This is a genomic window from Brachybacterium sp. 107, from assembly GCF_052379725.1.
GTDB lineage: Bacteria > Actinomycetota > Actinomycetes > Actinomycetales > Dermabacteraceae > Brachybacterium.
This window is the reverse complement of the sequence record NZ_JBQSYW010000007.1, coordinates 186,348-207,685: the sequence shown is the minus strand read 5'-3', so window position 1 is coordinate 207,685 and position 21,338 is coordinate 186,348. Positions and strand designations below refer to the sequence as shown.

29 protein-coding genes are annotated in these 21,338 nt (G+C 70.5%); 16 read left to right on the top strand and 13 right to left on the bottom strand.

Annotated elements, in window-relative coordinates:
* The 6 genes from ACT3UL_RS10455 to ACT3UL_RS10430 all read left to right on the top strand — a co-directional run.
* Nucleotides 1–801, top strand: an 801-nt coding sequence (locus tag ACT3UL_RS10455) for a DUF3152 domain-containing protein (RefSeq protein WP_444578172.1), incomplete at its 5' end; no start/stop codon positions are given.
* A gap of 111 nt (nucleotides 802–912) precedes the next feature.
* Entirely contained in the window at nucleotides 913–1,518 is a 606-nt protein-coding gene (locus tag ACT3UL_RS10450; RefSeq protein ID WP_444578171.1) for a 1-acyl-sn-glycerol-3-phosphate acyltransferase, read from the top strand.
* An 84-nt stretch (nucleotides 1,519–1,602) separates the two neighbouring features.
* Nucleotides 1,603–2,043 (top strand): alternative ribosome rescue aminoacyl-tRNA hydrolase ArfB, encoded by a 441-nt coding sequence (gene arfB, locus ACT3UL_RS10445; protein WP_444578170.1) that lies wholly within the window; start codon nucleotides 1,603–1,605, stop codon nucleotides 2,041–2,043.
* Nucleotides 2,044–2,065: 22 nt separating this feature from the next.
* Nucleotides 2,066–2,809 (top strand): helix-turn-helix transcriptional regulator, encoded by a 744-nt coding sequence (locus ACT3UL_RS10440; RefSeq protein ID WP_444578169.1) that lies wholly within the window; start codon nucleotides 2,066–2,068, stop codon nucleotides 2,807–2,809.
* Nucleotides 2,810–2,965: 156 nt separating this feature from the next.
* Nucleotides 2,966–3,763 carry a VOC family protein gene (locus ACT3UL_RS10435; protein ID WP_444578168.1) on the top strand — a complete coding sequence of 266 codons (798 nt, stop codon included), beginning with the start codon at nucleotides 2,966–2,968 and terminating at the stop codon, nucleotides 3,761–3,763.
* A gap of 53 nt (nucleotides 3,764–3,816) precedes the next feature.
* Complete coding sequence (locus ACT3UL_RS10430; RefSeq protein WP_444578167.1) at nucleotides 3,817–4,521, top strand: hypothetical protein; 705 nt, start codon at nucleotides 3,817–3,819, stop codon at nucleotides 4,519–4,521.
* A gap of 18 nt (nucleotides 4,522–4,539) precedes the next feature.
* On the opposite strand, the gene ACT3UL_RS10425 is transcribed toward ACT3UL_RS10430, so the two are convergent.
* The 8 genes from ACT3UL_RS10425 to ACT3UL_RS10390 all read right to left on the bottom strand — a co-directional run bounded on the left by ACT3UL_RS10425 (nucleotide 4,540) and on the right by ACT3UL_RS10390 (nucleotide 10,401).
* Nucleotides 4,540–4,668, bottom strand: coding sequence for a hypothetical protein (locus tag ACT3UL_RS10425; protein ID WP_444578166.1), 129 nt, complete (start codon nucleotides 4,666–4,668; stop codon nucleotides 4,540–4,542).
* 12 nt (nucleotides 4,669–4,680) lie between these two features.
* Complete coding sequence (locus ACT3UL_RS10420) at nucleotides 4,681–5,373, bottom strand: phosphatase PAP2 family protein (RefSeq protein WP_444578165.1); 693 nt, start codon at nucleotides 5,371–5,373, stop codon at nucleotides 4,681–4,683.
* A gap of 491 nt (nucleotides 5,374–5,864) precedes the next feature.
* Nucleotides 5,865–6,533, bottom strand: a complete 669-nt coding sequence (locus ACT3UL_RS10415; protein ID WP_444578164.1) for a response regulator transcription factor — start codon at nucleotides 6,531–6,533, stop codon at nucleotides 5,865–5,867.
* Entirely contained in the window at nucleotides 6,530–7,696 is a 1,167-nt protein-coding gene (locus tag ACT3UL_RS10410) for a sensor histidine kinase (protein WP_444578163.1), read from the bottom strand. The genes ACT3UL_RS10415 and ACT3UL_RS10410 overlap by 4 nt, the downstream gene beginning before the upstream one ends.
* Nucleotides 7,693–8,097, bottom strand: a complete 405-nt coding sequence (locus tag ACT3UL_RS10405) for a DUF6069 family protein (protein WP_444578162.1) — start codon at nucleotides 8,095–8,097, stop codon at nucleotides 7,693–7,695. Before ACT3UL_RS10405 ends, ACT3UL_RS10410 begins: the two co-directional genes overlap by 4 nt.
* 335 nt (nucleotides 8,098–8,432) lie before the next feature.
* A complete protein-coding gene (locus tag ACT3UL_RS10400) occupies nucleotides 8,433–9,623 on the bottom strand; it encodes a PD-(D/E)XK nuclease family protein (protein WP_444578161.1) in 1,191 nt (396 codons plus the stop codon).
* Between the two features lie 4 nt (nucleotides 9,624–9,627).
* Complete coding sequence (locus tag ACT3UL_RS10395) at nucleotides 9,628–10,113, bottom strand: GNAT family N-acetyltransferase (protein WP_444578160.1); 486 nt, start codon at nucleotides 10,111–10,113, stop codon at nucleotides 9,628–9,630.
* Nucleotides 10,114–10,116: 3 nt separating this feature from the next.
* Entirely contained in the window at nucleotides 10,117–10,401 is a 285-nt protein-coding gene (locus ACT3UL_RS10390; RefSeq protein WP_444578159.1) for a hypothetical protein, read from the bottom strand.
* Nucleotides 10,402–10,466: 65 nt separating this feature from the next.
* On the opposite strand from ACT3UL_RS10390, the gene ACT3UL_RS10385 reads away from it, so the two are divergent.
* From ACT3UL_RS10385 to ACT3UL_RS10375, 3 genes are all read left to right on the top strand, one after another.
* Complete coding sequence (locus tag ACT3UL_RS10385; RefSeq protein ID WP_444578158.1) at nucleotides 10,467–11,129, top strand: alpha/beta fold hydrolase; 663 nt, start codon at nucleotides 10,467–10,469, stop codon at nucleotides 11,127–11,129.
* Between the two features lie 88 nt (nucleotides 11,130–11,217).
* Nucleotides 11,218–12,846 carry an alkaline phosphatase D family protein gene (locus ACT3UL_RS10380; RefSeq protein ID WP_443412497.1) on the top strand — a complete coding sequence of 543 codons (1,629 nt, stop codon included), beginning with the start codon at nucleotides 11,218–11,220 and terminating at the stop codon, nucleotides 12,844–12,846.
* A 145-nt stretch (nucleotides 12,847–12,991) separates the two neighbouring features.
* Nucleotides 12,992–13,861 carry an RCC1 domain-containing protein gene (locus tag ACT3UL_RS10375; protein ID WP_443344704.1) on the top strand — a complete coding sequence of 290 codons (870 nt, stop codon included), beginning with the start codon at nucleotides 12,992–12,994 and terminating at the stop codon, nucleotides 13,859–13,861.
* Nucleotides 13,862–13,919: 58 nt separating this feature from the next.
* Here ACT3UL_RS10375 and ACT3UL_RS10370 read toward each other — a convergent pair whose 3' ends face one another.
* Together ACT3UL_RS10370 and ACT3UL_RS10365 are read right to left on the bottom strand one after the other, a co-directional pair.
* A complete protein-coding gene (locus ACT3UL_RS10370) occupies nucleotides 13,920–14,471 on the bottom strand; it encodes a hypothetical protein (protein WP_443412496.1) in 552 nt (183 codons plus the stop codon).
* Nucleotides 14,472–14,569: 98 nt separating this feature from the next.
* Nucleotides 14,570–15,547: a zinc-binding dehydrogenase gene (locus ACT3UL_RS10365; RefSeq protein ID WP_443350957.1), complete on the bottom strand. Its 978-nt coding sequence runs from the start codon at nucleotides 15,545–15,547 to the stop codon at nucleotides 14,570–14,572.
* Between the two features lie 91 nt (nucleotides 15,548–15,638).
* On the opposite strand from ACT3UL_RS10365, the gene ACT3UL_RS10360 reads away from it, so the two are divergent.
* Both ACT3UL_RS10360 and ACT3UL_RS10355 read left to right on the top strand, forming a co-directional pair.
* The gene (locus tag ACT3UL_RS10360) at nucleotides 15,639–16,196 is read left to right on the top strand and encodes a TetR/AcrR family transcriptional regulator (RefSeq protein WP_443344710.1); all 558 of its coding nucleotides are present in this window, start codon (nucleotides 15,639–15,641) and stop codon (nucleotides 16,194–16,196) included.
* 96 nt (nucleotides 16,197–16,292) lie between these two features.
* Nucleotides 16,293–16,547, top strand: a complete 255-nt coding sequence (locus tag ACT3UL_RS10355; RefSeq protein ID WP_443344711.1) for a PspC domain-containing protein — start codon at nucleotides 16,293–16,295, stop codon at nucleotides 16,545–16,547.
* Between the two features lie 129 nt (nucleotides 16,548–16,676).
* Here the strand turns inward: ACT3UL_RS10355 and ACT3UL_RS10350 are convergent, their stop codons facing one another.
* Nucleotides 16,677–17,084, bottom strand: a complete 408-nt coding sequence (locus tag ACT3UL_RS10350; protein WP_444578157.1) for a hypothetical protein — start codon at nucleotides 17,082–17,084, stop codon at nucleotides 16,677–16,679.
* Nucleotides 17,081–17,479: a hypothetical protein gene (locus ACT3UL_RS10345; protein ID WP_444578156.1), complete on the bottom strand. Its 399-nt coding sequence runs from the start codon at nucleotides 17,477–17,479 to the stop codon at nucleotides 17,081–17,083. Before ACT3UL_RS10345 ends, ACT3UL_RS10350 begins: the two co-directional genes overlap by 4 nt.
* Before the next feature lie 152 nt (nucleotides 17,480–17,631).
* Between ACT3UL_RS10345 and ACT3UL_RS10340 the strand changes: the two genes are divergently transcribed.
* From ACT3UL_RS10340 to ACT3UL_RS10325, 4 genes are read left to right on the top strand one after another with little or no spacing between them, the layout of a single operon-like run.
* The gene (locus tag ACT3UL_RS10340) at nucleotides 17,632–18,198 is read left to right on the top strand and encodes a VOC family protein (RefSeq protein WP_444578155.1); all 567 of its coding nucleotides are present in this window, start codon (nucleotides 17,632–17,634) and stop codon (nucleotides 18,196–18,198) included.
* 27 nt (nucleotides 18,199–18,225) lie between these two features.
* Nucleotides 18,226–18,381 (top strand): VOC family protein, encoded by a 156-nt coding sequence (locus tag ACT3UL_RS10335; protein WP_444578154.1) that lies wholly within the window; start codon nucleotides 18,226–18,228, stop codon nucleotides 18,379–18,381.
* A 46-nt stretch (nucleotides 18,382–18,427) separates the two neighbouring features.
* Complete coding sequence (locus tag ACT3UL_RS10330; protein WP_444578153.1) at nucleotides 18,428–18,838, top strand: VOC family protein; 411 nt, start codon at nucleotides 18,428–18,430, stop codon at nucleotides 18,836–18,838.
* 51 nt (nucleotides 18,839–18,889) lie between these two features.
* Complete coding sequence (locus ACT3UL_RS10325; protein WP_444578152.1) at nucleotides 18,890–19,666, top strand: sulfurtransferase; 777 nt, start codon at nucleotides 18,890–18,892, stop codon at nucleotides 19,664–19,666.
* Between the two features lie 93 nt (nucleotides 19,667–19,759).
* Here ACT3UL_RS10325 and ACT3UL_RS10320 read toward each other — a convergent pair whose 3' ends face one another.
* Entirely contained in the window at nucleotides 19,760–20,737 is a 978-nt protein-coding gene (locus tag ACT3UL_RS10320) for an aldo/keto reductase (RefSeq protein WP_444578151.1), read from the bottom strand.
* A gap of 204 nt (nucleotides 20,738–20,941) precedes the next feature.
* Between ACT3UL_RS10320 and ACT3UL_RS10315 the strand changes: the two genes are divergently transcribed.
* The gene (locus ACT3UL_RS10315) at nucleotides 20,942–21,322 is read left to right on the top strand and encodes a hypothetical protein (protein ID WP_443350945.1); all 381 of its coding nucleotides are present in this window, start codon (nucleotides 20,942–20,944) and stop codon (nucleotides 21,320–21,322) included.
* Nucleotides 21,323–21,338: the final 16 nt, after the last annotated feature.

The window sequence follows — 21,338 nt, the reverse complement described above, 5'->3', positions numbered from 1 at the left end:
CTATCCGCCCTGGTGCTGATCGTGATCGTGCTGCTGCTCGTCGCGGTGGCCGCCGGCATCCGTGCGCTCGCCGCCGATGCAGCGCGCACGGACAGCGCCGCCGAGTCCCTCGTGGCAGAGCAGACCCGCGCGGTCGACGAGGGAGCCGACGACGGGAACGAGGACAAGGACAAGGACGACGACGGGAACCAGGACGAGGACGATCAGGAGATCGTGCGCACTGACACCGTCGGGACGGGCACCTGGACGTTCTCGCTTCCCGACCTGGACACCGACGACGTCGACGCTGACAGCGACGATCCCGAGGACCCGACGACGCACACCTATGCCGTGCGGGTCGAGGGCGGGATCGATCTCGACGCCGATGAGGTGGCCCAGGAGATCGCCTCGGTCCTCGACGACGCACGCGGTTGGCGCAGCGTGGACGAGGTCGCGTTCGCACAGGTGGAGGATCCGGCCACGGCGGAGTTCACGATCTCTATCGCTTCCCCGCCGACGGTCGACGAGCTGTGCCTGCCTGCGCACACGAATGGTCGGTGGAGCTGCCGGGTCGGGCAGGACGTGGTGCTGAACTCGGACCGCTGGCTGCACCGGACCCCGACCTTCTCCGACACCGCCGAGTACCGCGCGTACATGATCAACCACGAGGTGGGGCACTTCCTCGGCCATGACCATGAGACGTGCGGCGGTGAGGGTCTCACGGCACCGGTCATGCTGCAGCAGAGCATCGACCTCGGTGGATGCCGACCGAACGCCTGGCCGAGCACCGATGACCAGGCCGCAGGATCCGGTGACGGCTGAGGCCCGACGCGGGCCCCGCGACCTTCCGCGATCGGACGGCTCCCACCCCGGCGGACCGCGAAGAACACCGACCGCCCAGGATCACTGGCGTCCGTGGCTTACATTGGGCGGATGCTCCGTCGACTCGCAGCGCGCGCGTTCTGGACGATCAGCCGTTGGCGGCTGGCCTCCGAACCGGCGCCCTCCCGTCCGTCCGTGATCGTCGGTGCGCCGCACACCTCGAACTGGGACTTCGTGTTCATGCTCGCGATCGGCTGGAAGCTGGGCATCGATCTGCGCTGGCTCGGCAAGCACACCTTGTTCACGGGCTGGCGCGAGCCGATCATGCGTGCCCTCGGCGGCATCCCCGTGGACCGCTCCGACCCGAGCCGCGTGGTCGACGAGGTGGTCCGACGCCTGCACGCCGGGGAGTCGTTCTGCCTGGTCGTCACCCCGGACGGCACCCGCAGCGGCAACACCCGGTGGAAGTCGGGCTTCTACCGGATCGCCCGCGCCACCGGGATGCCGGTGACGCTGGGGTACGTGGACCGCACCACGATGACCACGGGCCTCGGCCCCACCCTCGACCTGACCGGCGACATCCCCGGCGACATGGACCGGATCCGCGCGTTCTACGCGGACAAGGCCGGCCAGCATCCGAAGCGCCGGGTGGAGCCGCGGCTGCGCGAGGAGTGCGGAGAGGGCCCGGGCGACTCCACCTCGCCAGGACCCGCCTGACAGCTCCGCGTCGGCCCCGAAGGACACCGTCGACCCCGGAGGACACCGTCGGCCCGACCCCACCCGGTGCGGCACACTCGGAGCATGGATGATCTGACGGTGACCCCCGGCCCCGGGGCTCCGCGTGGCCTGCGGGTGCCCGCCGGGGAGCTGACCGAACAGTTCTCCCATGCCTCGGGACCGGGCGGGCAGGGCGTGAACACCGCCGATTCGAAGGTGCAGCTGAGCCTGGACCTGGCCACCACGACAGCGCTCGACGACGATCAGCGCGCCCGGGTGCTCGAGGCGTTGACGCCCCGCCTCGCGGGCACGGTGCTCACGATCAGCGCCGAGGAGCACCGTGCTCAGCGGCGCAACCGGGTCGCCGCCCGGGAGCGTCTGGCCGCGCTGCTGCGCGAGGCGGTCGCCCCACCCATCGTCCGTCGGCCCACGAAGCCGACGCGGGGCTCGAGGAGGCGACGGCTGGAGGGCAAGCGGCGTCGTGCCGAGACGAAGCAGAACCGCCGACGCCCTGGCGTCGAGTGAGCCGCTCCGTACACTCATCCTCGTGACCTCCCTCACAGCGGACCCTGCGGCGACGATGATCGCCTCCGCGCTGGCCCTCGCCCAGGAACGGCCCACCGACCTCCACGTCGCCGACCTCGCCGATCACGTCGGGTACAGCCCCTTCCACTTCTCCCGGATCTTTGCGAAGCACACCGGGATCGGTCCGGGGCAGTACCTCATCGCCCTGCGCATCGACGCCGCCAAGCGTCTGCTGCTGAGCGGCGACGATGCGGTGGTCGAGGTGGGCGCCGCCGTCGGCTTCGACTCCCTCTCGAGCTTCACGCGGCGGTTCCGCATGACGGTCGGGGTGCCGCCCGCGCAGCTGCGCCGCCTCGCCCACCACATCAGTGACAAGCCCCCGCGGCCCTTCGCCCTGTTGCAGCCCGGCTCGGGCCTGGTCCAGGCGGACATCGCTCTGCCGCCGGGGTTCAGCCCGCGGGGGGACGCGTCGATCTGGGTGGGCTGGTACGCGCATCCGGCACCGATCGGGCTGCCCCGTTCGGGTCTGCTGATCTCCGGCACGCCGACGGTCCAGCTGCCCCTGTGCCCTGGTGCGACGTTCCTGTTGGGCTTCGCCGTGCCGAGTCAGGCCGACGCACTGGACCAGCTGGTGCCGTCGGCCCCGATGGTCGCCGTGCATCCCGTCCCGATCACGCAGCCCACCTGCGTGACGCTCGACTTCTCGGTCCCGGCATCGACCCGCCCGCCGCTGCTCAGCGCTCTGCCGAGCCTGTGCACCAGGTGATCTCCGTGCAGAACCAGGGGACGGCACCCTCGAACAGGAGTCACGAACCAGATGCGCAGGATCGGACAATCATCCCTCACCGAACCTGCCTAGCGTAGGGACCACACCACGGCTCCGGCAGCGAACAAGCCCGGGCCCATCACTCCAGGAGGAGACATGACTCGCACCACCGGCACCAGCACCTGGGCAGATCTCAGCGTCACCGATCTCGCCGCCGCGAAGACCTTCTACTCCGGCCTGTTCGGCTGGGAGTTCGAGGATCTCGGCGAGAGCTTCAACCACTATCACCTGATCCGCAACGGCGGCGCCCTCGTGGGCGGGATCATGGACGTCACCGGGATGACCACTCCCGATGGCCGGACCCTGCCCTCCGAATGGGGCATCTACCTCGCCGTCGACGACGCGAGGTCCCGTACCGCGAAGGTCACCGAGAACGGCGGCACCGTGGTGGTCCCCCCGGACGCCATCAGCGAAGCCGGTGCCATGTCCATCGTGCTCGATGCGACCGGCGCGACCATCGGACTGTGGCAGGCCGGGGCGATCGAGGGCTACGAGTTCACCGGCGCGCCCGGCTCCCCGGTCTGGTTCGAGCTGATGACGCACGAGTACGACAAGGCCGTCGCGTTCTACACCGCCGTGTTCGAGGCGAACCTGGTGCCGATGGGCGAGCCGATGGACGACGACTCCTTCCGGTACGCGACCAACGGTCCCGGTGACTCCGCCAGCTGGGGTCTGTGCGACGCGACCGGCGCGATGCCGGCGGAGGCGACCGGCTGGCGCCTCTACTTCGGGGTCGAGGCCTCCGAGGCGGCGCTGGCGAAGGTCGTCGAGCTGGGCGGGAAGGTCCTGGATGGCCCGACCGACTCGCCCTTCGGCCGGATCGCGACGATCGAGGACCCGTGCGGGGCGACCTTCCAGATCAGTGCGATGAGCGAAGCGATCCCCGAGGGCTGAGCCCGCCGGAAAACAACTGGAGGGCGGGGGCGGGCGTGCGTAGTGTCGCGCGTATGGACCACTCCCCCGCCCTCGACCTGCTCGGATCCCTCGGAGCCGACGCCACCCACGAGGACGCCGAGTCCCGCTTCCGCGAGGCGGGCTGGGGCCCCTGCGGCGCCGGCGACTGGGCCATCGCCCTTGCGTCGCCGACGGCGGATCTCGTGGTGCGGATCAGTCCTTTCGATCCGGTGGGGCCATACACGGCCCGGCTGTACCGCGAGGCCTCTTCCACCGGCCAGGTGCCCGCCCTGCATGCCCACCGCCGTCTCGCCGGCGGCGGCGACCTGCAGCTGCTGGAACGACTTGCCCCCGTGGACGAGTCCGAGGCCCACGAGCTCCTGGCTCGATGCGCAGTCCCGACGACGGAGTTCTCGGCGCTCGCGGCGATCGTCGGCGAGATCCATGCGGACGCACGCCGGGAGCTGCCCTGGTGCGGCCCGCTGGACACCAACCCGTCCAACGTGATGCGCACCCTCGCCGGGCAGCTCGTGCTCACCGATCCGTACTACGCCGACGGGCCGAACCTGTATGCCACCGCGGAGCGGGACCAGGCGCTCCTGGTGGCGCGGATCCCGGAGGCGGAGCGCCGGTACCTGACACACATCCCGCTCGCCTGCTCCGGCCCCTGGGAGGACGACGACCGGTCGGCGCTGCGGGAGGCCCTGCGCCGCGCCGACGAGGTGGCCGTTGCCGCTCGCCCTCCGGTCTCGGAGTGACGTGCCCCGCCTCCGCCTTCACTCGTCCTCGGTGCGCACCCGCGCCACGAGCTGCGTCGGGTTCACGAAGCGCAGCGCGATGATAAGCGTGACCAGCATCAGCGCCGTGCAGGACTGCGGGGCCAGCCGCGGCCGGGGGAGCGGCAAGGACGAGGCAGATCAGTCCGCGCGGGACGCCGCCATCCCGTTCCGCGCGCGCATGCGCTCGTCCCACTGGGTGATGATCCGCAGGTACAGCCCGCCGATCATGAGACCCCCCAGGAGGTCGCTGGCCCAGTGCCAGCCCAGCAGGAACGAGACGACCACGGAGTTCACGCTGATCACCACGACGCCCCAGCGCAGCAGCCGCAGCAGTCGCGGACTCGCCGAGCTGTAGTGCGTGATCAGGTAGACGACCGTGCCGTAGATGAGCACGGCCTCGGAGGCATGCCCCGACGGGAAGCTGATCCCCTTGGCCCCCATGTCCAGGTAGCCGCCGTCGAAGAAGTTCGGATCGCGCGAGTAGGTCACGGGTCGGGCGAAGATCAGTTTCAGCACACCGACGCCGAGGAGGAAGGCCAGTTCGGCGAGCACAGCGACCTGGATCGGGCGCCAGGATCCTCGCCGACGGGCGAGCACCACGGCGACCACGATCAGGATGGGCAGGCAGACGGCCTGGCCGGCGACTCGGTCCAGGACGTTCTGGGCGAACCACAGGAGGTCCGGCTCGATGTGGTAGAGCCAGCGCCGGGCCAGCAGCAGGTCCATGTGCTGCATGGGACCTGCGGCGATGAGGATCATGAGCACGGAGCCGACGATCAGTGCCGGGATCGAGGTGATCGTGTCCAGCCATCCCCGATTCCGGGGGAGCATCCGTCCCCGATCAGGTGCATTCTCGATCGGGGTATCGGGGCTGTTCGGCGCATCAGGGACCATCGACGAACGAGCTTAGACTGCGCCGAGCGCCAGTTCAGGACTTAGAGCCGAAGCTCACCACCCGAAACGCACACCGGAAGCTCCCCATCGGGCGCTCCCTCAGATGCACCGCCTCTCAGCGGGTCAGCGCAGGAGACGGCTGAGAAGCCGGTGCGCAGAACGTCGGCCGACGCGCTTACCCACCGCCTCCGGACCCTGTCGGGCGGCATTCACGTCGCCCTGCACCCGGCGAGCACGGAAGAGCCAGCGGAACATCAGAACCTCCTCGACGTGGTGAGCATCGTGACCCCTGCGGGTGATGCTCGGTTCCCAGCGGTGCTGGGGCTCCCGACCGTACCAACAGCCTTCCGTGCAGTCCCGGAAGCCGACCGACCGTTCACCTCGGGGCCCACCGCGGGCGTCGTCGGTCGCCGGTCGTCCGTCAGTCGTCACAGCCAGCCCTCGTCGCGGGCGGTGCGCAGCGCTTCGGCCCGGTTGCGGGTACCCGTCTTCCCGATCGCGCTGGAGAGGTAGTTTCGCACCGTGCTCGTGGAGAGGTGGAGGGCAGCGGCCATCTCCGCGATCGGCGCTCCGCCGTCGGAGGCGGCGAGCACCTCCTGCTCCCGCCGTGTCAACGGACTCGGACCGGCGGCGAGCGCCTGGGCGGCCAAGGCGGGATCGACGACGGTGCCGCCGGCCGCCACCTGTCGGACCGCGGTGGCCAGGTCCTCGACCGGGTCGTCCTTGACGAGGAACCCACGGGCACCGGCATCCATGGCGCGGCGCAGGTATCCGGCACGGCCGAACGTGGTGACGATGATGACCGCGGTGCCAGGATCCGCCCGCAGCACATCCGGGATGACGTCGAGGCCGCTGCGGCCCGGCAGCTCGATATCCAGGATCAGCACATCCGGGTGGTGCGCGGCGACGGCGCCGACCACCTCGTCGCCGCGCCCCACGTCCCCGATCACCACGAGATCGGGCTCCAGCCCGAGCAGTCCCGCCAGCGCGGAGCGCATCATAGTCTGGTCCTCCGCGATCACCACGGTGATCCGCGACCCGGCGCTCCCCGGCTCGGCCCTGCGCTCGTTCGTGCGGTCGGCGCCCTCGTCGGTCATGCTCTCCCCTCCTCGTGCGTCGGCACGCTCACCCCGAGCCGGAAGCCGTCGGCCTCCCGGTCCGCGACGAGCACGCCGCCCAGCGCTTCGGCTCGTTCCCGCAGGCCGGTCAGCCCGGAGCCCGGGCGGATCGAGGCGGTGACCGCGCCGCCGTCGTCGGTGATCTCGAGGGTGGCCTCTCCCCCGCCGGTCTCCACGAGGATCCGGCAGCGCCGAGCTCGGGCGTGGCGCAGGATGTTGGTGATCCCCTCGCGCACCACCCACGCGAACAGACGGTCCACGGACCTCGGCAGCGCACCGGCCTCGGCGAGGACCTCGATGTCGATCTGCATCCCGGCGTCGTCCAGAGCCTTCTGAGCGGCCTCGAGCTCATCGGTGAGCGTGGTCTCCCGATAGCCGACCACCGCCTGGCGCACCTCGCCGAGGGCGCTGCGGCCGATCTCCTCGATGCTGCGGGCATGCTCGGCGGCCGCATCGGGATCCGTCGGGACGAATCGACGCACTGCTTCAGCCTTCACGACGATCAGGGACAGGGTATGCCCGAGCAGGTCGTGGAGGTCACGGGAGAACCGCTCGCGCTCCTGGAGCACCGCCGTGCGAGCGAGCTGCTCGCGGGTGGCGCTCAGCTGCGCGGCGGTCTCCAGGAACCGGTCGATCAGGTAGGCGCTGAGGCCGGCCATGTACGTGACGACGGCGAAGACCAGCGCATCGGCGAGGGAGTCGGTGGTGAACCCGGCGGCGACGGCGCCGCTGACGGCGAGGCCGCCGACGAACCCCATCGCCAGGCGACGCCGCAGCCCCACGGCCATGCCGAGGGCCAGCAGCGGATAGAGGAACACCTGGTGCTCGTTCCACAGGACCTGATAGCCGATGACCACCACGGTGGTGGCGGCGACCAGCATCTCGGTGCGCAGGTCCGCATGCTGACGGGACGCGGGACGGTATCGCACCAGCACTGTCGCGACGTGCAGCGCCGCGAGGAGGAGCAGCATCAGCAGCTGGCCCACGTGTCCGTGCTGGAGGGCGGTCACGATCGGGGCCAGCACCAGCAGCGGCAGCCACAGGAGCGCATACCCGGGAGCCGGACGGCGCGCGACCCATGGCAGGGGCCGGTCATCGCACTGGGCAGGCGACGGTGGCGCGGGGCGGGCGAGGGTGTTCATGAGGCCTCCGCGGTCACAGTACGCCCGGCACCGACCACCGGCACGCTGCTTCGGCGCAGTCCGAGGATCAGCGCGAGGCCGACGACGAGGTGCATCAGCTCCAGGACCGCGAGCACGGTCCCGGCGGCGCCGGAGAGCACCGGGCCCGTCAGGGAGAGGACGAGGACCGCGACCGCCACGCCGGTCCAGACCGTCCGGCCGTACGGGAAGCGGAGCGCAAGGGCCAGCAGCAGCCAGGCGGCCGCCCCGCCGATCAGGACCGCTCCCAGGATCGAGGCGGGGCCGACCCTCTGGCCGGCAGCGGCCACCTCGAGGTCGATACCCCCCAGCGGAACCGCGACGGTCCAGATCAGCAGGGCCCCGGCCACCGCGGTGGCGACAGCGGCGACGACGATGCGCAACCGGATTCCTCGTGCCGATGCTGGCGGTGAGGATGAGGGCGGCGCGGTGGGGCCGCCCGTCGGCGTGGTCTGGGGAATCCGAGGAACGTTCGACATGAGGTGCTCCGTGAGTGCGAAGGATCCATCGTCCATCGATGGCTGTCTTCGACGCTACGGAGGTGGCGCGGCCGACGGCAGAGCCGACTGTACGGAGCTGACCAGGACATTCGTCCTGCGTGTCCGCGTGACCGGCGCCGATCGCAGGCAGGCGGCCGACGCTGCGGGTCGTGAGCTGCGCCCGACGCCTCGATCAGGCGAGTGAGGTCTCGCTCCGACCGACCGTGACGAACGCCAGATCAGGCAAAGTCCATCACCTCGAGCACGGCATCTCGAAGACGGACATCGTCCGGGGACAGCCCGGCGATGATCTCGACGAGACCTACATCCGTCTGCACGATCCGACCGATGCCCTGGCCGTCTGAAGCTGCATGCGTCACGAACGCGCACGTGTAGTCCGGGGCAGGGACCATCTCCGTAGCTCGATCGATCTCCACGACGGCGGTCGGCCCGAACACCACGAAGATTGTCCGTCGGCCTTCACCGCGCTGCAGCTCCACGCACCACTCCCACTGCCCGACGAACCGGGTCACGACCTTCTCGATCCGCCCCCGCTCCGTCAGATCGTTGACCTGGTCCGCCAGCGTCGTCCGGGAATAGTTCCGTAGGGCTGTCTTCACAGCGGTCAGGGTCTTGCGACTGTCCTGAAGCTGGCGCTTCGCATGCTCGGCGACGAGAACTGCGAACTCCTGGGTCGCTCGGTCCCGGGGACGATATCCATAGCGGGCCGATTCGCCGGTCTCGCACATGGTCCTGATGAACGAGATCTGATCCTCGAGATTCACAGCTGACTGCCCTTCCACGAAGTGATCGATCATCTGCTCGATGAAGAAATTCTGCTCGGGATGCCGCCGACGCCACGACGGATCCTGCGCGACATGGTCGCGCAGGTCTTCCAGGACCTCGCCGTAGGTCACGACGACCGATTGCTCCCAGCCGTCGCGCAAGAGATGTGCCTCCCTCCGATGGCACAGGAGCACCACCGCCGAACGGCGACCTTCCGCCGTGGCATGGGCGAGGTAGCGATGGTAGTCATGACCATGCCCGTCGGAGGTTCCATAGTTCTCGACGATGACAGCGGCCTCCTGCTGGACCAGGAGGATGTCGGCAATGTCCATGGAGAACTCGTCGTCTGTGCCGTCGCCCCCATAGGTGTTCACCTCCTGGACGACGCGGTATCCGTCCGCGGGCAGCGCGCCCTGCGGTGAGAATCCCGCATTGACCCGCTCGAGGAAGATTCGCTGGAACGCTTCTCCGAGCTCATGCGTGCCGTCGGTGGTGAGCAGCCAGGCGAACACATTGGAAAGCTGCTTCTCGTGGGTGCCGTGATGCATCACCCGGAAGACGTTGAACTCCTCGGCCAGGCTCCTGGAGAGAGTCGGCACCAACGCGGAGACCACGCTGTTCAGATCATTTGCTCCTCGTGCCATCACCTCAGGCTAGGGCAGCTCGGTCCCCGGCCGGAAGCGGTTTGACCATGATCAGGCACGGGGTGTTTTCACCCCACAGCTCCGTCTCCTCCAAGGCCAGGAAACCCTGCTTCTCGTAGAAATGCCGGGTACGGGCGTAAGCGGGGTCGGGATCCGAGGCCCCGAGCGTCTTCACCTCCAGCAGTCGCACCCCACGGGCGAGGGCGTCGGCCTCGCAGGCAGCGACCATCGCGGTCCCGACGCCGGTGCCGTGGACGGCACGATCCACCACGATCAGGTGCACCTCGGCGACGTGCGGGAAGTGCCGGTCGATCAGGGTCACGCCCACCACGGTGCCGGCGTCGTCGCGGACGGTCCAGGTCTCCATGGTGCGTGCGGCGTCGACGTACTCCGCGTTCGATTCCGGCCTGCCGAACCATTCCGGCACGGTGGCGAGCAGGCGGGCTACGTCCTCGGGGGCGGGGTGGTCCGGGCGTGCGATCCAGGTCATCGTTCAGCTCAGGTCGGGCTTGTCCAGCTCGCGCTGAGAGCGACGGTTCGCACTGAGGATGCAGCTGCTGAGAACGGTTCCGCCGATCACGGCGATGCCGAGAAGCACCCAGATACCCAGAGCAGGATCGATCAGTTCGAGCACGTAGATGGCGATCACGCTCCCGGCGAGCAGGAGCCCTTCCACGACGGCGAACGCGACGAAGAATCTGCTCATCTGCTCCTGCCGCTGGCGGGCGAGCTCCTTCGCGCCTGCGTCGGACGGATCGGTGTCGGAGCTGTGGCTCATGCGGTCATCGTAGCGATGGACGCACGCGACGTCCTGGCCTTGGGACTGCGGCCGATGTTCGCGTCGTGGGACCCGATCCTGTCTTCCTGCGGGACCTGGCCGCGGATGCCGCCGCGCTCGCGCAGGGTCTCGACGCGCGTCCGGCGCAGCTGGCGGGCATCGGCGTGGGCGGGATGGTCGCCCAGGTGGCGGCGCTGGACCATCCCGAGGCGTTCAGCGCTCTCACGCTCGTCGGCACGCGTCCGGTCGCTCCCGGTCCGGTCGACGAGGACCTGCCCGACCACGAGGCGTCCACGATGGAGCGTGCCTTCTCGCGCCTGGCTCCCGACTGGTCCGATCGTGCCGCCGTCGCAGAGTTCGCCGCCACCGGCGCCGAGATCCTCGGGAACGACCCCTCAGCGGCCCGCGCCACCGCGCTGCGCATCCACGACCGCACGGGGAGCACCGATCCGGCGCGCCACCAGTCGGATCAGCTCGGGATGGTCTTCTCCCGGCTCGACTGCTCGCCCCGATGGCGCGAGCGGCTGCCCGAGCTGAGGATCCCGACGCTCGTGGTGCACGGACGCTGCGATCCGTTCTTCCCGCTCGGCAACGGGGAGGCGCTCTCCCGCGAGACCCCCGGCGCGCAGCTGCTGGTCCTCGAGCGAGCGTCCACCGCGATCCCCGACCCCGCGGCAGGCGAGGTCGCGGCCGCCATGCTCGCGCTCCCGTCGGCCGAACGGTCCTGACCTCAATCGCCCGGCGGACCCGGAGCTCTCCCCCAGTCATTCACGCCGAGGACATGTGCCCGTCACGACGACGGAGTTCACTGGCGCGATGGACAGCTTCACCGCCCCGAACCGTCGGACCCTGCTGCGAGGAGCCGCCGCAGCGGCGCTCGCCACCACGCTCCCCGTGGCCGGTGCCGCCACCGCCGCGCCCGCCCGTCCCGGGTCGTCGCGGCTGACGCTCCCCTCCGGCCTCCAGACCGGGGACGTCACCTCGAGCTCCGCGGTGCTGTGGTCCCGCGCCTCGGGCGAGGGGCGGCTCCATGCCGTGCTCCACGCCCTGGACGCCGACGGCAAGCGCCTCACCGCCGGCCGCAGCCGACGCGGGAAGGGCACCGGCGCGGACGGCCGACCGATCTCGCTGCGCGGCCCGTGGGCCACCGCGGAGACCGACTTCACCGCACGGATCAGCGCGAAGCAGCTTCCGGCCGGCACGACCTTCGAGACCGAGCTGTTCTTCGAGGACGAGAACGGGCACCGCGGCGAGGTCGGCTCCGGCCGCTTCAGCACCGCGCCGGGTCACCGCTCCGACGGCGCACAGACCTTCGTGTGGACGGCCGACACCGCGGGCCAGGGCTACGGCATCAACCCTGACGTCGGAGGCATGTTCGGCTACGAGGCGATGCGCGCCGTCGCCCCGGACTTCTTCCTCCACGCCGGCGACACCATCTATGCCGACGGTCCGATCGCGGAGACGCTCGAGGAGCCCGACGGCGCGATCTGGCGCAACCTCGTCACCGAGGAGGTCTCGAAGGTCGCGGAGACCCTCACGGAGTTCCGGGGCCGCCACAGCTACAACCTCCTGGACGACAACATCCGCGCGATGTACGCCGAGGTCCCGGTCATCGCCACCTGGGACGACCACGAGACCACCAACAACTGGTGGGCCGGCGAGATCCTCGAGGACGAGAAGTACACGGTGCGCGACGTGAACACCCTCGCCGCCCGGGGCCGACGCGCCTGGCAGGAGTACCAGCCGATCGCCGACGTCCGTTCGCTCTCCCCCGGCACCGGCTTCGAGCCGGAGCGGATCTACCGACTCATCGAGCGCGGCCCCGACCTGGACGTGTTCGTGCTGGACATGCGCACGGACAAGAGCGAGAACACCGACGGCCTGGAGCAGCACGAGACCTCGATGCTCGGCGAGGAGCAGCTGCAGTGGCTGCTGAAGGGGCTGCGCAGATCGCAGGCGACCTGGAAGGTGATCCTCGCCGACCTTCCGCTCGGCATCGTGGTCCCCGACGGGAAGGGGCAGGAGTCGATCTCCAACGCGGAGAACGGCGCTCCGCTGGGCCGCGAGCTCGAGCTGGCCCGCCTGCTCTCGGGGATCAAGACGCAGAAGACGAAGAACATCGTGTTCCTGACCGGCGACGTCCACTACTGCGCCGCCCACCACTACTCCCCCGAGCGGGCAGCCTTCACGGACTTCAACCCGTTCTGGGAGTTCGTGGCCGGACCGATCAACTCCGGGTCCTTCGGTCCCAACGAGATGGACGGCACCTTCGGACCCGAGGTCGACTTCCAGAAGGCCGGCCCCGCGATGGGCTCCCCGCGCGACGGCACCGGCCAGTTCTTCGGCCGGGTCGAGATCGCCCCACAGGGCGAGTCGTTCACCGTCGAGCTGATCGACGCCAACGGCGACGTGCAGTACACCCGCACCCTGACGCCGGAGAGCTGAGCGGGGCCGGTCCCTGCGCTCGCACGACGGCACCTCGGTCCTCGACATCGGGTCCTGGGTCCTGGATCCCCGACCTTCGGCCCGCCGTGCGACCTGGCTCGGGCGGCCGTACGATCGAGCTCCCGAGCAGAGATCGGAGGCAGCCATGTCCGTGATCGCAGCTGGTCGGCGGCACTCCGTCGCGTGCCGGGTCGACGGCACAGCCCTGGCCACGGGCAGCACCCTCGCAGGTGAATGCGCGGTGGAGGACTGGACGGAGATCGTCGCCGTCGCCGCAGGGAACGTGCACACCGCCCGCAACACGGGCCGATCGCACACCGTCGGCCTCCGGGCTGATGGAACCGTCGTCGCGACCGGGTGGAACGGCTCGGGCCAGACCGAGGTCTCCGAGTGGACGGACATCACCGATATCGCGACGGGGTGGAGATCGACGCTCGGGCGTCGGGAGGACGGCACCGTAGTGGCCGCCGGACGGACCTCGGAGGGCCAAGGGGACGTCAGCGCCTGGCGCGACATCGTCGCGCTCGCCTGCGGGGACTGGCACACGGTCGGTGTGCGCAGCGATGGGACGGCCGTCGCCACCGGCAGCACCCAGCGCGGCCAGTGCCTCGTCGAGGATTGGCGGCATCTCGTCGACATCTCCGCCGGGTCCCTGCACACCGTCGGCCTCCGGGGCGACGGCACGGTCCTCGCCACCGGAGAGACGGCCTCGGGTGCGTGCGAAGTGGATCAGCTGCGCGGCGTCACTGCCATCGCAGCGGGCAGCCATCACACCCTGACGCTGCTCGAGGACGGGACGGTGCGCGCCGTCGGGGACGACAGCGCCGGCCAATGCGATGTCAAGGGCTGGAGCGATGTCGTGGCGATCGCGTCCGGCTCCGAGCACTCCCTCGGGCTGCTCTCCGATGGCACCGTGGTGGCGACGGGGAACAGTTCCGACCTGCGATGCGATGTCGGCACCTGGCAGCTCGGGGCGTGCCGGGCCCTTCGCGCCCGCCGCTCGTACGCACCGTAGAGGCCACACGGCGGTCTCTTGGCGCGCTCGGGCCGCGACCGCGCTGCTCGCAGCGCGCCTACCGTTCCTCGCCGAACCAGCTGTCGATCGCTCGCACCACCTCGACGTGGATCTCAGCCGTGCGCACCGGGTCCGCGACCTGCAGGCCGTGATCCGCACCGGGGATCTCGAGCACCTCGGCGCCTAGCCCCGCGGCGATCCCACCGTCCCAGGTGTCGGCGTCATCGGTCCCGGCGATGAGCAGCTGCCGTCCCGGATGCGCCGTGATCGCTCGGGCTACGGCCGGCAGCCTCACGAGCGGGGTCAGCCAGACCGCATCGATCCGATGCTCGGCCGCATACGGTGCGGCGAGGGTGCCGAGCGACTTCCCGATCACCCGGATCGGTCCCTCGTGGTCGCCGATCGCCGCCGCCAGCTCGAACCCGATCTGCTCCGTACCCCAGTGCTCCGCCGGGGTCCAGGCGACCGCGCGGACATTCCAGCCATGACTGATCGCGGCCAGAGCCGCGAAGTGGAGCAGGGGCATCTGGCACGTGTATGCCGCACCCGGGAGCAGGACCACCAGGCCGCGCGGTGGGGTCGGTGCCTGCCAGTCCCTGTAGTCGGCCATGACTCCTCCTCGAATCTCGGTACCGGTCTCGCCGCCGGTCCATCGCTCGAGCCGATTCTCCTCTCCCCGCGCTCCTGCTCCGCGCTCGTGGCCTGCCGTCACTCGCCGCGCTGCCCGGGATCGGCCAGCACGATGCGCCCGAACACCGTGCCGGCGTCCATCGCGCGATGGGCCTGCGCCGCCTCCTGGCGAGGCATCACGTCGTGGATCACCGCGGTGAGCTCGCCGCGCACCGCGGCCGCGAGCAGCTCCGCTCGCTCGGTGTTCCGCTGCGCCACCGGGACCGAGTCCAGGCTGAAGGTCGAGAACGAGCGGGACGTCTGGAACGAGGTGAGGAGGCGCTCCCCGAAGTCCGCGGGCGGGAACCCTGCGACGGCGCCGACGAGCACCAGCCGCCCGTTGGCGGCGAGCCGATCCAGGAACGCCGGGAGCCCGGAGCCGCCGACGATATCGAGGATGACGTCGTAGTCGTCGGGTGCCTCCGAGTTCCCCGTGCCGAGCCGGTCCAGCACGTGGGTCGCGCCGAGGTCCCGGAGCCGGCTGCCCCGATCCGCCGAGGAGGTCGTCACGGCCACCGCGGCAGCGCCACCTCGCACCGCGAGCTCGATCGCGGCGATCCCGATACTGCCGGCCGCTCCCCGGATGAGCACCCGTTCACCGGGTGCGAAGTGGGCGTGCGCCAGGGCGAAGCGGGCGACGGTGGCCGCGCCGCCGAGGGCGACGGCGTCGATCATCGAGAGCCCGGCGGGGAGCTCGGTGACGTCGTCGAGCGCGGCGACCGCGCGCTCCGCATACCCGCCTCCGGTCCCCACGAAGGCCCAGACGCGGCGGCCCACCCAGGACGGGTCGACGTCGCCGCCGACGGAGACGACGGTCCCGGCCACCTCGCTGCCTGGGATGAGCCCTCGGGGGAATCCGCCGATCATGCCTCGTCGGATGACGGCATCGACCCCGCCCACGCCTGCCGCGTCCACGGCGATCTCGACCTGGTGCGCTGCGGGGACGGGATCGGGGACCTCCTGCACGATCATCCCGCTCGGGTCGCCGTACTCCTGGATGGTCACTGCCTGCATCATCTGTTCTCCTGACATGCGCTCGGTGCGGTACTGTCCGAACGTAGTGGACGCCCACGTCCACTTGCCGGAAGTGAGAACGAGGGGTGCACAGATGACTCGCTTGCGCAGCGATGCCCAGGAGAACCGCGAGCGCATCCTGACCGCCGCGCAGGAGCTCTTCTCACGCGACGGCCTCGACGTCGGGATGCGCGAGATCGCCCGCCGGGCGGGCGTCGGGCCCGCGACGCTCTACCGACGCTTCCCCACCCGGGATGCCCTCATCGACGAGGCGTTCGCCGAGCAGATGCGCACGTGCCGATCGATCGTGGAGTCCGGCCGCACGGAGCCCGACCCCTGGGAGGGGTTCGCGTCGATCCTGCGCCGGTTGATCGAGGTGAACTCGCACAGCCGCGGCTTCGTCGACGCCTTCTCGACCGCCGATGCAAGGAGCGGAACCCTCGCGGTCCACCGCCGAGAGCTGCTCGCGACCATCGACGAGGTCGCCGAGCGCGCCCGGCGGGATGGTCGCCTGCGACAGGATTTCACCCTCTCCGACCTGCTCATGCTCCTCTCCACCGGCCGCACCATCGCGTCCTTCCCGGAGGCTGGTCGAGCGCGCGCGGCCGCGCGGTTCGCGACCCTGGCGCTCGACGCGCTGTCGGCGCGGTGAACTGCTCGACTCCGGCGACCTCTCTCCGGTTTCCCGTCATCGCCTGCGGGGGTCAGCCCCACTGCGGTGAGCGCGCACGATGCGTAGCGTCGAGGCATGGACACCTTCTTCGACTCCCTCCGCCGCATCCGCTTCCGACGTGGTCCCCGACGTCTCGTCGGGGGGATCGCCGGCGGGATCGCCGATCGCTTCGGGCTCGACGTGTGGCTGGTCCGCGTGCTGGTCCTCGCCTCGTTCCTGCTCCCGGTCCTCGGCGTGGGCGCGTACGTCGTGGTGTGGCTGCTCACGCCCTGGCAGGACGACAGCATCCCGCTGGAGCGCGTGGTCGGCAGTCGTACTCGGCGCTACTGAACTGCGGTCGGCCGACGGGTCACGGCCCTGGGCGTCTCAGCTCGGGTGCTCAGCTCGGCGGCCGATCAGCTCGGCGGCCGATCAGCTCGGCGGCCGATCAGCTCGGCGGCCGATCAGCTCGGCGACCGATCAGCTCGGGCGCACGATCCGCGGGCCGACGGTGCGAGCGCCCAGCGCGGCCACCCGGGATCGCAGCTCCCTGTCCGCGGTGACGACGACGATGCTCCCGCCCTGTGCGGCGAGCCGTTCGACGACGTCGACGATCGTGTCGTCGCCGATCCCGGGAGCGTCCACGACCTGCACAGTCTCGGTGGACTCGACACCGCGGGCCTTCCCCTCGACCACCAGCACCAGGTCCGGGGACACGTCGAGCTCCAGACAGCCACGGAGTGCTTCGGGCTCGAGCGAGTCGCGCACGCGCCGCGTCGCCCCGGCGCGATCGCGCCACCAGCCGTCAGGCACGCTGCCGACGCAGTTGGCGGCGTCCACCACCACGGTCGCGGCCACCTGATCCGTCGTGCGTGCGTGATCCGTCATGGCGCCGTCCCCGCCCGGGTGGCGGGCAGCTCGCTCCAGGCGAGCCGGACCTCGCCGGAGGCCCGCCGCAGTGCGGCGACGAGATCGTCCGCCGCATACTGCACGGAGCCGAGCCCGTCCTCGCCCGCCGACGCCAGAACGATCTGCCACGCCTCGCCGTCGTCCGGAGCCGTGACCTCGGCCGTGTACCCGCCGCGGTAGTAGAGACGCGTGCCGCCCGGGACGTCGGAGTCCGGTTCGTGCTCCAGGGACTCCACGAAGTCCTGCACCGCGGTCGCCGCGCCGGGCCCGCTGATGGACGCCCTCACCCCGGCCTTCGTCCACACGTGGTACGGCCAGTCCATATGCCAGGCGTCCGTCGGCCGGAACGAGGAGATCTCGGATCGCTCGTGCATGGTGGGCCTCCTCGGGGTCCGTGGGGATGTGCGGGTGTGCGGGTGTGCGGGTGTGCGGGTGTGGTCATCGAGACTATGCCCCGCTCCGCACGCTCCCGGCGCATCTGGTCCGAGCCCTCGCCGTGGGCAGGATTCCGTCCTAGAGTGCAGGAGTGACCCTCCACCTTGACGCAGTGGTCTTCGACGTGGCCGACGCGAACGCAGCGGCGGCCTTCTGGGCCGGGCTTCTCGACCGCACGGTCCTCGCCGAGCCCGACGGGGCACTGGTGCCGGGGATCGCGACGCAGGTGGGGCTCCGCTTCGTCACCTCGGACACCGCGCAGGTCGGCCCGCGACAGCTTCATCTGCACCTGACCAGCAGCACCCTCGAGCACCAGCAGCAGACCGTGCAGCGAGCGCTGGATCTCGGCGGGAGGCATCTGGACGTGGGCCAGTCCCCCGACGACCGATTCATCGTGCTGGCAGACCCCGGCGACGACGAGCTGTGCGTGATCGAGCCGGGCAACACCTACCTCGCGGGCACGGGATATCTCGGCGAGGTCACCTGCGACGGGACACGGGATGTCGGAGTGTTCTGGCACGAGGCCCTGGGCTGGCCGCTGGTGCTGGACGAGGACGGGCAGACCGCGATCCAGTCACCGCACAGCGGCACCAAGATCTCCTGGGACTCCTGGGACTCCTTGGACTCCTGGGACTCCTGGGACTCCTGGGACTCCTAGAAGGATCCGTCGGCGCCTCCCGAGCACGTGAGGAATCGACAGCGTGTCGACCTGGTCGCCGATGATCCCGCTCGCGAGGCGGAGCGGTTGGTCGCGCTGGGTGCGACCCGTCTCGCCGACCAGTCGGGCCATCTCGAGCTGGCCGATCCCGACGGCCATGAGTTCGGCCTGCGCACGGCGTGAGGCTCGAGCCCCGCTGATCCGACCCGACCTCCAGGAGGCTCTCCGGATGCCCGTCCCCGATACGTCCCCGTTCCAGCTCCGACGGGCGACCGCGCAGGTGTTCGTCACCGACTTCCCGCGCGCGCTGGCCTTCTACCGCGACCTTCTCCGGTTCGAGATCGTCTTCACCCATGGCGACCCCGCGTTCTACGGCGAGGTGCGCCGCGACGATGCCCGGTTGAACCTGCGCCATGTCGACGAGTCACCGTTCGTGGCAGAGGTCCGAGAGCAGGAACAGCTGCTGACGGCCTACATCACGACCGCCGATGCCGAGGCCCTCTTCCGCGAGTTCCGGGCTGCAGGCGCGGACTTCCAGGAGGCGCTGCAGGTGAAGCCCTGGGGAGCCACGGAGTTCGTGGTCCGTGACCCGGACGGCAATCTGCTCCTCTTCGGATCGCCGTCGACCTCGCCGTCCTGAGCGGATCGTCCGGGGCCGAGGGACCGCTCGGCGGATCTGTAGGCTCACCCTGTGGAAAACGTCCTCAACATCTCCGCCTACCTGTTCACCCGGATCACGGATCGTGAGCAGCTGCGTCCCGTGCTGCGCGAACGAGCAAAAGCGGCGGGGCTGAAGGGCACCATCCTCCTCGCGGAGGAGGGCATCAACGTCTTCCTCGCGGGCGAGGCCGGCGCCGTGCGCGGGTACGTCGAGGAGCTGCGCGCCGACCCCCGTTTCGCCGCGCTGACCACGACGGAGACCTGGTCGCCCGAGCAGCCGTTCCGCAAGATGCTCGTCAAGCTCAAGCGGGAGATCATCCGGATGGATCACCCGACGATCCGCCCTGCCGAGGAGCGGGCGCCGGCGGTCGCGCCCGTCACGCTCAAGCGCTGGCTCGACCAGGGCCACGACGACGACGGCCGGGAGGTCGTCCTGCTCGACACGCGCAATGCGTTCGAGGTCGACTACGGCACCTTCGAGGGCGCGATCGACTGGCGCATCGCACGGTTCACGCACTTCCCGGAGGCGGCCTCCACGCATCGCGAGGCGCTCGGGGGCAAGACCGTCGTGAGCTTCTGCACCGGGGGGATCCGCTGCGAGAAGGCCGCGATCTACCTGCGCGAGGAGGGCATCGACGCGCTGCAGCTCGACGGTGGCATCCTCGGCTACTTCCAGCACGTGGGTCACGACCACTACGACGGGGAGTGCTTCGTCTTCGACGAGCGCGAGGCGCTCGCGCCCGACCTCACGCCACGGGGTGGCGTCGCCTCGTCAGCGGATCACCGGACGCCCGCGATCTCTCGATGAGGTGAGCCGCAGGGTCCACGCGAGGGTCGAGTGGCGCCATCGGCCCTCATGGGAAGGATGATGCGGACGCGCCGCAGGATCCTGCGGCCGAGCTCAGCGGCGCGACGCGGCGAAGGTCGAGTGGCCGGGGCCGGAGCCCGGGGCCACGACGCGGTCGATCGCGTCGAGCTCCTCCGCCGTCGGCTCCCACGCCACGGCGCGCGCGTTGGAGGCGACCTGCTCGGGACGCGTGGCGCCGGCGATGACGGTGTCCACGGCAGGCTGGGCCCGCAGGCCGCCGAGGGCGATCTCGAGCATGCTGCGCCCGGACTCCTCGGAGAGCTCCCGGAACCCCTCGACCACGTCCCAGCGGGCGGAGTCCAAGCGGGCCGTCTCGGTGGCGAGGCGGGTACCCTCGGGGGCGCCGCCGCTCTGCGAGTACTTGCCGGTGAGCAGTCCGTAGGCGAGCGGGAAGTACGGCAGCAGGCTCATGCCGAAGTGCTCGAGGGCCGGGACCAGCTCGGCCTCGGCGCTGCGGTTGTACAGCGAGTACTCGTTCTGCGCGGTGATGAACGCGGGCGCCTCGACGGCGGAGGCGAGGTGCGCGGCGTCGGCGACCTCCCAGGCGGCGAGGTTCGAGCAGCCGATGTAGCGGACCTTGCCGGAGCTGACCAGGTCACCGAGGGCGTCGAGCGTCTCCTCCATCGGCGTGATGCGATCGGGGGTATGGAGCTGGAAGAGGTCGATGTGGTCGGTGCCCAGGCGGCGCAGGGACCCCTCGACCGCGCGGAGGATGTAGCTGCGGCTGGCCCGGTTCGCGCGCGCCCCCGGATAGGTCTCTCCCATGTCCATGCCGAACTTGGTCGCGATCACGACCTCCTCGCGGCGGGAGCCGAGCGCGGTGCCGAGCATCGTCTCGGACTCGCCGAGGCCATAGGCGTCGGCGGTGTCGAAGAAGGTCACACCCTCATCGAGCGCGGCCTGGACGACAGCGGTGGCCGCCTCCTGATCGATCCGGCGCCCGAAGGCGTTGCACCCGATGCCGAGTGCTGAGACGACGAGACCGCTGGAGCCGAGGGAGTCATAGCGCATCGACCCAGGCTATCGCCACGCCTCAGCGGTGTGTGCCGACGGACGTCGGTCCATCTGTCGTGAGCTGTGCGGGTGCCGACGTGCCGGCCCGATACACCCTCTGACCACCACGGCGTCACCCGACGGCGATCAGCACTGCGGCTCCCTGTCCGCCTGCGGCGAATGGCACCGCGCCGCGTTCGTCCCCATGGTTGCCTGGACCGCATGAAGATCCTGCTCCTGGGCGGTACGGCGTTCCTCGGACAGCGCATCGCCGTGGCCGCTGACCTGCTCACCGCCTCGGCGGAGGCTGCACGCAGTCACGTGCCGACCAAACCGGTGCCCGCCGCTCGGCTCGCGGAACTCGGCATCGGCGCCTGGATGGGCCCCGCTTCGCTGCCGCTGTGGATCGACGATCCCGAGTGGCGCGGCTTCGCCACGCTCGACACGGCGCGGGCCCGCGCGCACGGCCTGGAGACCCGCCCGCTCCTGGAGACGCTGCGCGATGCTCTCGCCTACGAGGAGCAGCGCAGCAGCGCACGGCAGGCCGGCCTCGACGATGCCGAGGAATCGCGAGCGCGAGCCGCGCTCGCTGGTGACGGCTGAACTCGCCATCGTTAGG

Coding starts and splice junctions, on each gene's coding strand:
- ACT3UL_RS10345 (WP_444578156.1), bottom strand. CDS start 17,479: ATGCACGAGCGATCCGAGATCTCCTCGTTCCGGCCGACGGACGCCTGG.
- ACT3UL_RS10435 (WP_444578168.1), top strand. CDS start 2,966: ATGACTCGCACCACCGGCACCAGCACCTGGGCAGATCTCAGCGTCACC.
- ACT3UL_RS10365 (WP_443350957.1), bottom strand. CDS start 15,547: ATGATGCAGGCAGTGACCATCCAGGAGTACGGCGACCCGAGCGGGATG.
- ACT3UL_RS10380 (WP_443412497.1), top strand. CDS start 11,218: ATGGACAGCTTCACCGCCCCGAACCGTCGGACCCTGCTGCGAGGAGCC.
- ACT3UL_RS10375 (WP_443344704.1), top strand. CDS start 12,992: ATGTCCGTGATCGCAGCTGGTCGGCGGCACTCCGTCGCGTGCCGGGTC.
- ACT3UL_RS10350 (WP_444578157.1), bottom strand. CDS start 17,084: ATGACGGATCACGCACGCACGACGGATCAGGTGGCCGCGACCGTGGTG.
- arfB (WP_444578170.1), top strand. CDS start 1,603: ATGGATGATCTGACGGTGACCCCCGGCCCCGGGGCTCCGCGTGGCCTG.
- ACT3UL_RS10355 (WP_443344711.1), top strand. CDS start 16,293: ATGGACACCTTCTTCGACTCCCTCCGCCGCATCCGCTTCCGACGTGGT.
- ACT3UL_RS10420 (WP_444578165.1), bottom strand. CDS start 5,373: ATGCTCCCCCGGAATCGGGGATGGCTGGACACGATCACCTCGATCCCG.
- ACT3UL_RS10330 (WP_444578153.1), top strand. CDS start 18,428: ATGCCCGTCCCCGATACGTCCCCGTTCCAGCTCCGACGGGCGACCGCG.
- ACT3UL_RS10315 (WP_443350945.1), top strand. CDS start 20,942: ATGAAGATCCTGCTCCTGGGCGGTACGGCGTTCCTCGGACAGCGCATC.
- ACT3UL_RS10360 (WP_443344710.1), top strand. CDS start 15,639: ATGACTCGCTTGCGCAGCGATGCCCAGGAGAACCGCGAGCGCATCCTG.
- ACT3UL_RS10390 (WP_444578159.1), bottom strand. CDS start 10,401: ATGAGCCACAGCTCCGACACCGATCCGTCCGACGCAGGCGCGAAGGAG.
- ACT3UL_RS10430 (WP_444578167.1), top strand. CDS start 3,817: ATGGACCACTCCCCCGCCCTCGACCTGCTCGGATCCCTCGGAGCCGAC.
- ACT3UL_RS10370 (WP_443412496.1), bottom strand. CDS start 14,471: ATGGCCGACTACAGGGACTGGCAGGCACCGACCCCACCGCGCGGCCTG.
- ACT3UL_RS10410 (WP_444578163.1), bottom strand. CDS start 7,696: ATGAACACCCTCGCCCGCCCCGCGCCACCGTCGCCTGCCCAGTGCGAT.
- ACT3UL_RS10415 (WP_444578164.1), bottom strand. CDS start 6,533: ATGACCGACGAGGGCGCCGACCGCACGAACGAGCGCAGGGCCGAGCCG.
- ACT3UL_RS10320 (WP_444578151.1), bottom strand. CDS start 20,737: ATGCGCTATGACTCCCTCGGCTCCAGCGGTCTCGTCGTCTCAGCACTC.
- ACT3UL_RS10395 (WP_444578160.1), bottom strand. CDS start 10,113: ATGACCTGGATCGCACGCCCGGACCACCCCGCCCCCGAGGACGTAGCC.
- ACT3UL_RS10400 (WP_444578161.1), bottom strand. CDS start 9,623: ATGGCACGAGGAGCAAATGATCTGAACAGCGTGGTCTCCGCGTTGGTG.
- ACT3UL_RS10450 (WP_444578171.1), top strand. CDS start 913: ATGCTCCGTCGACTCGCAGCGCGCGCGTTCTGGACGATCAGCCGTTGG.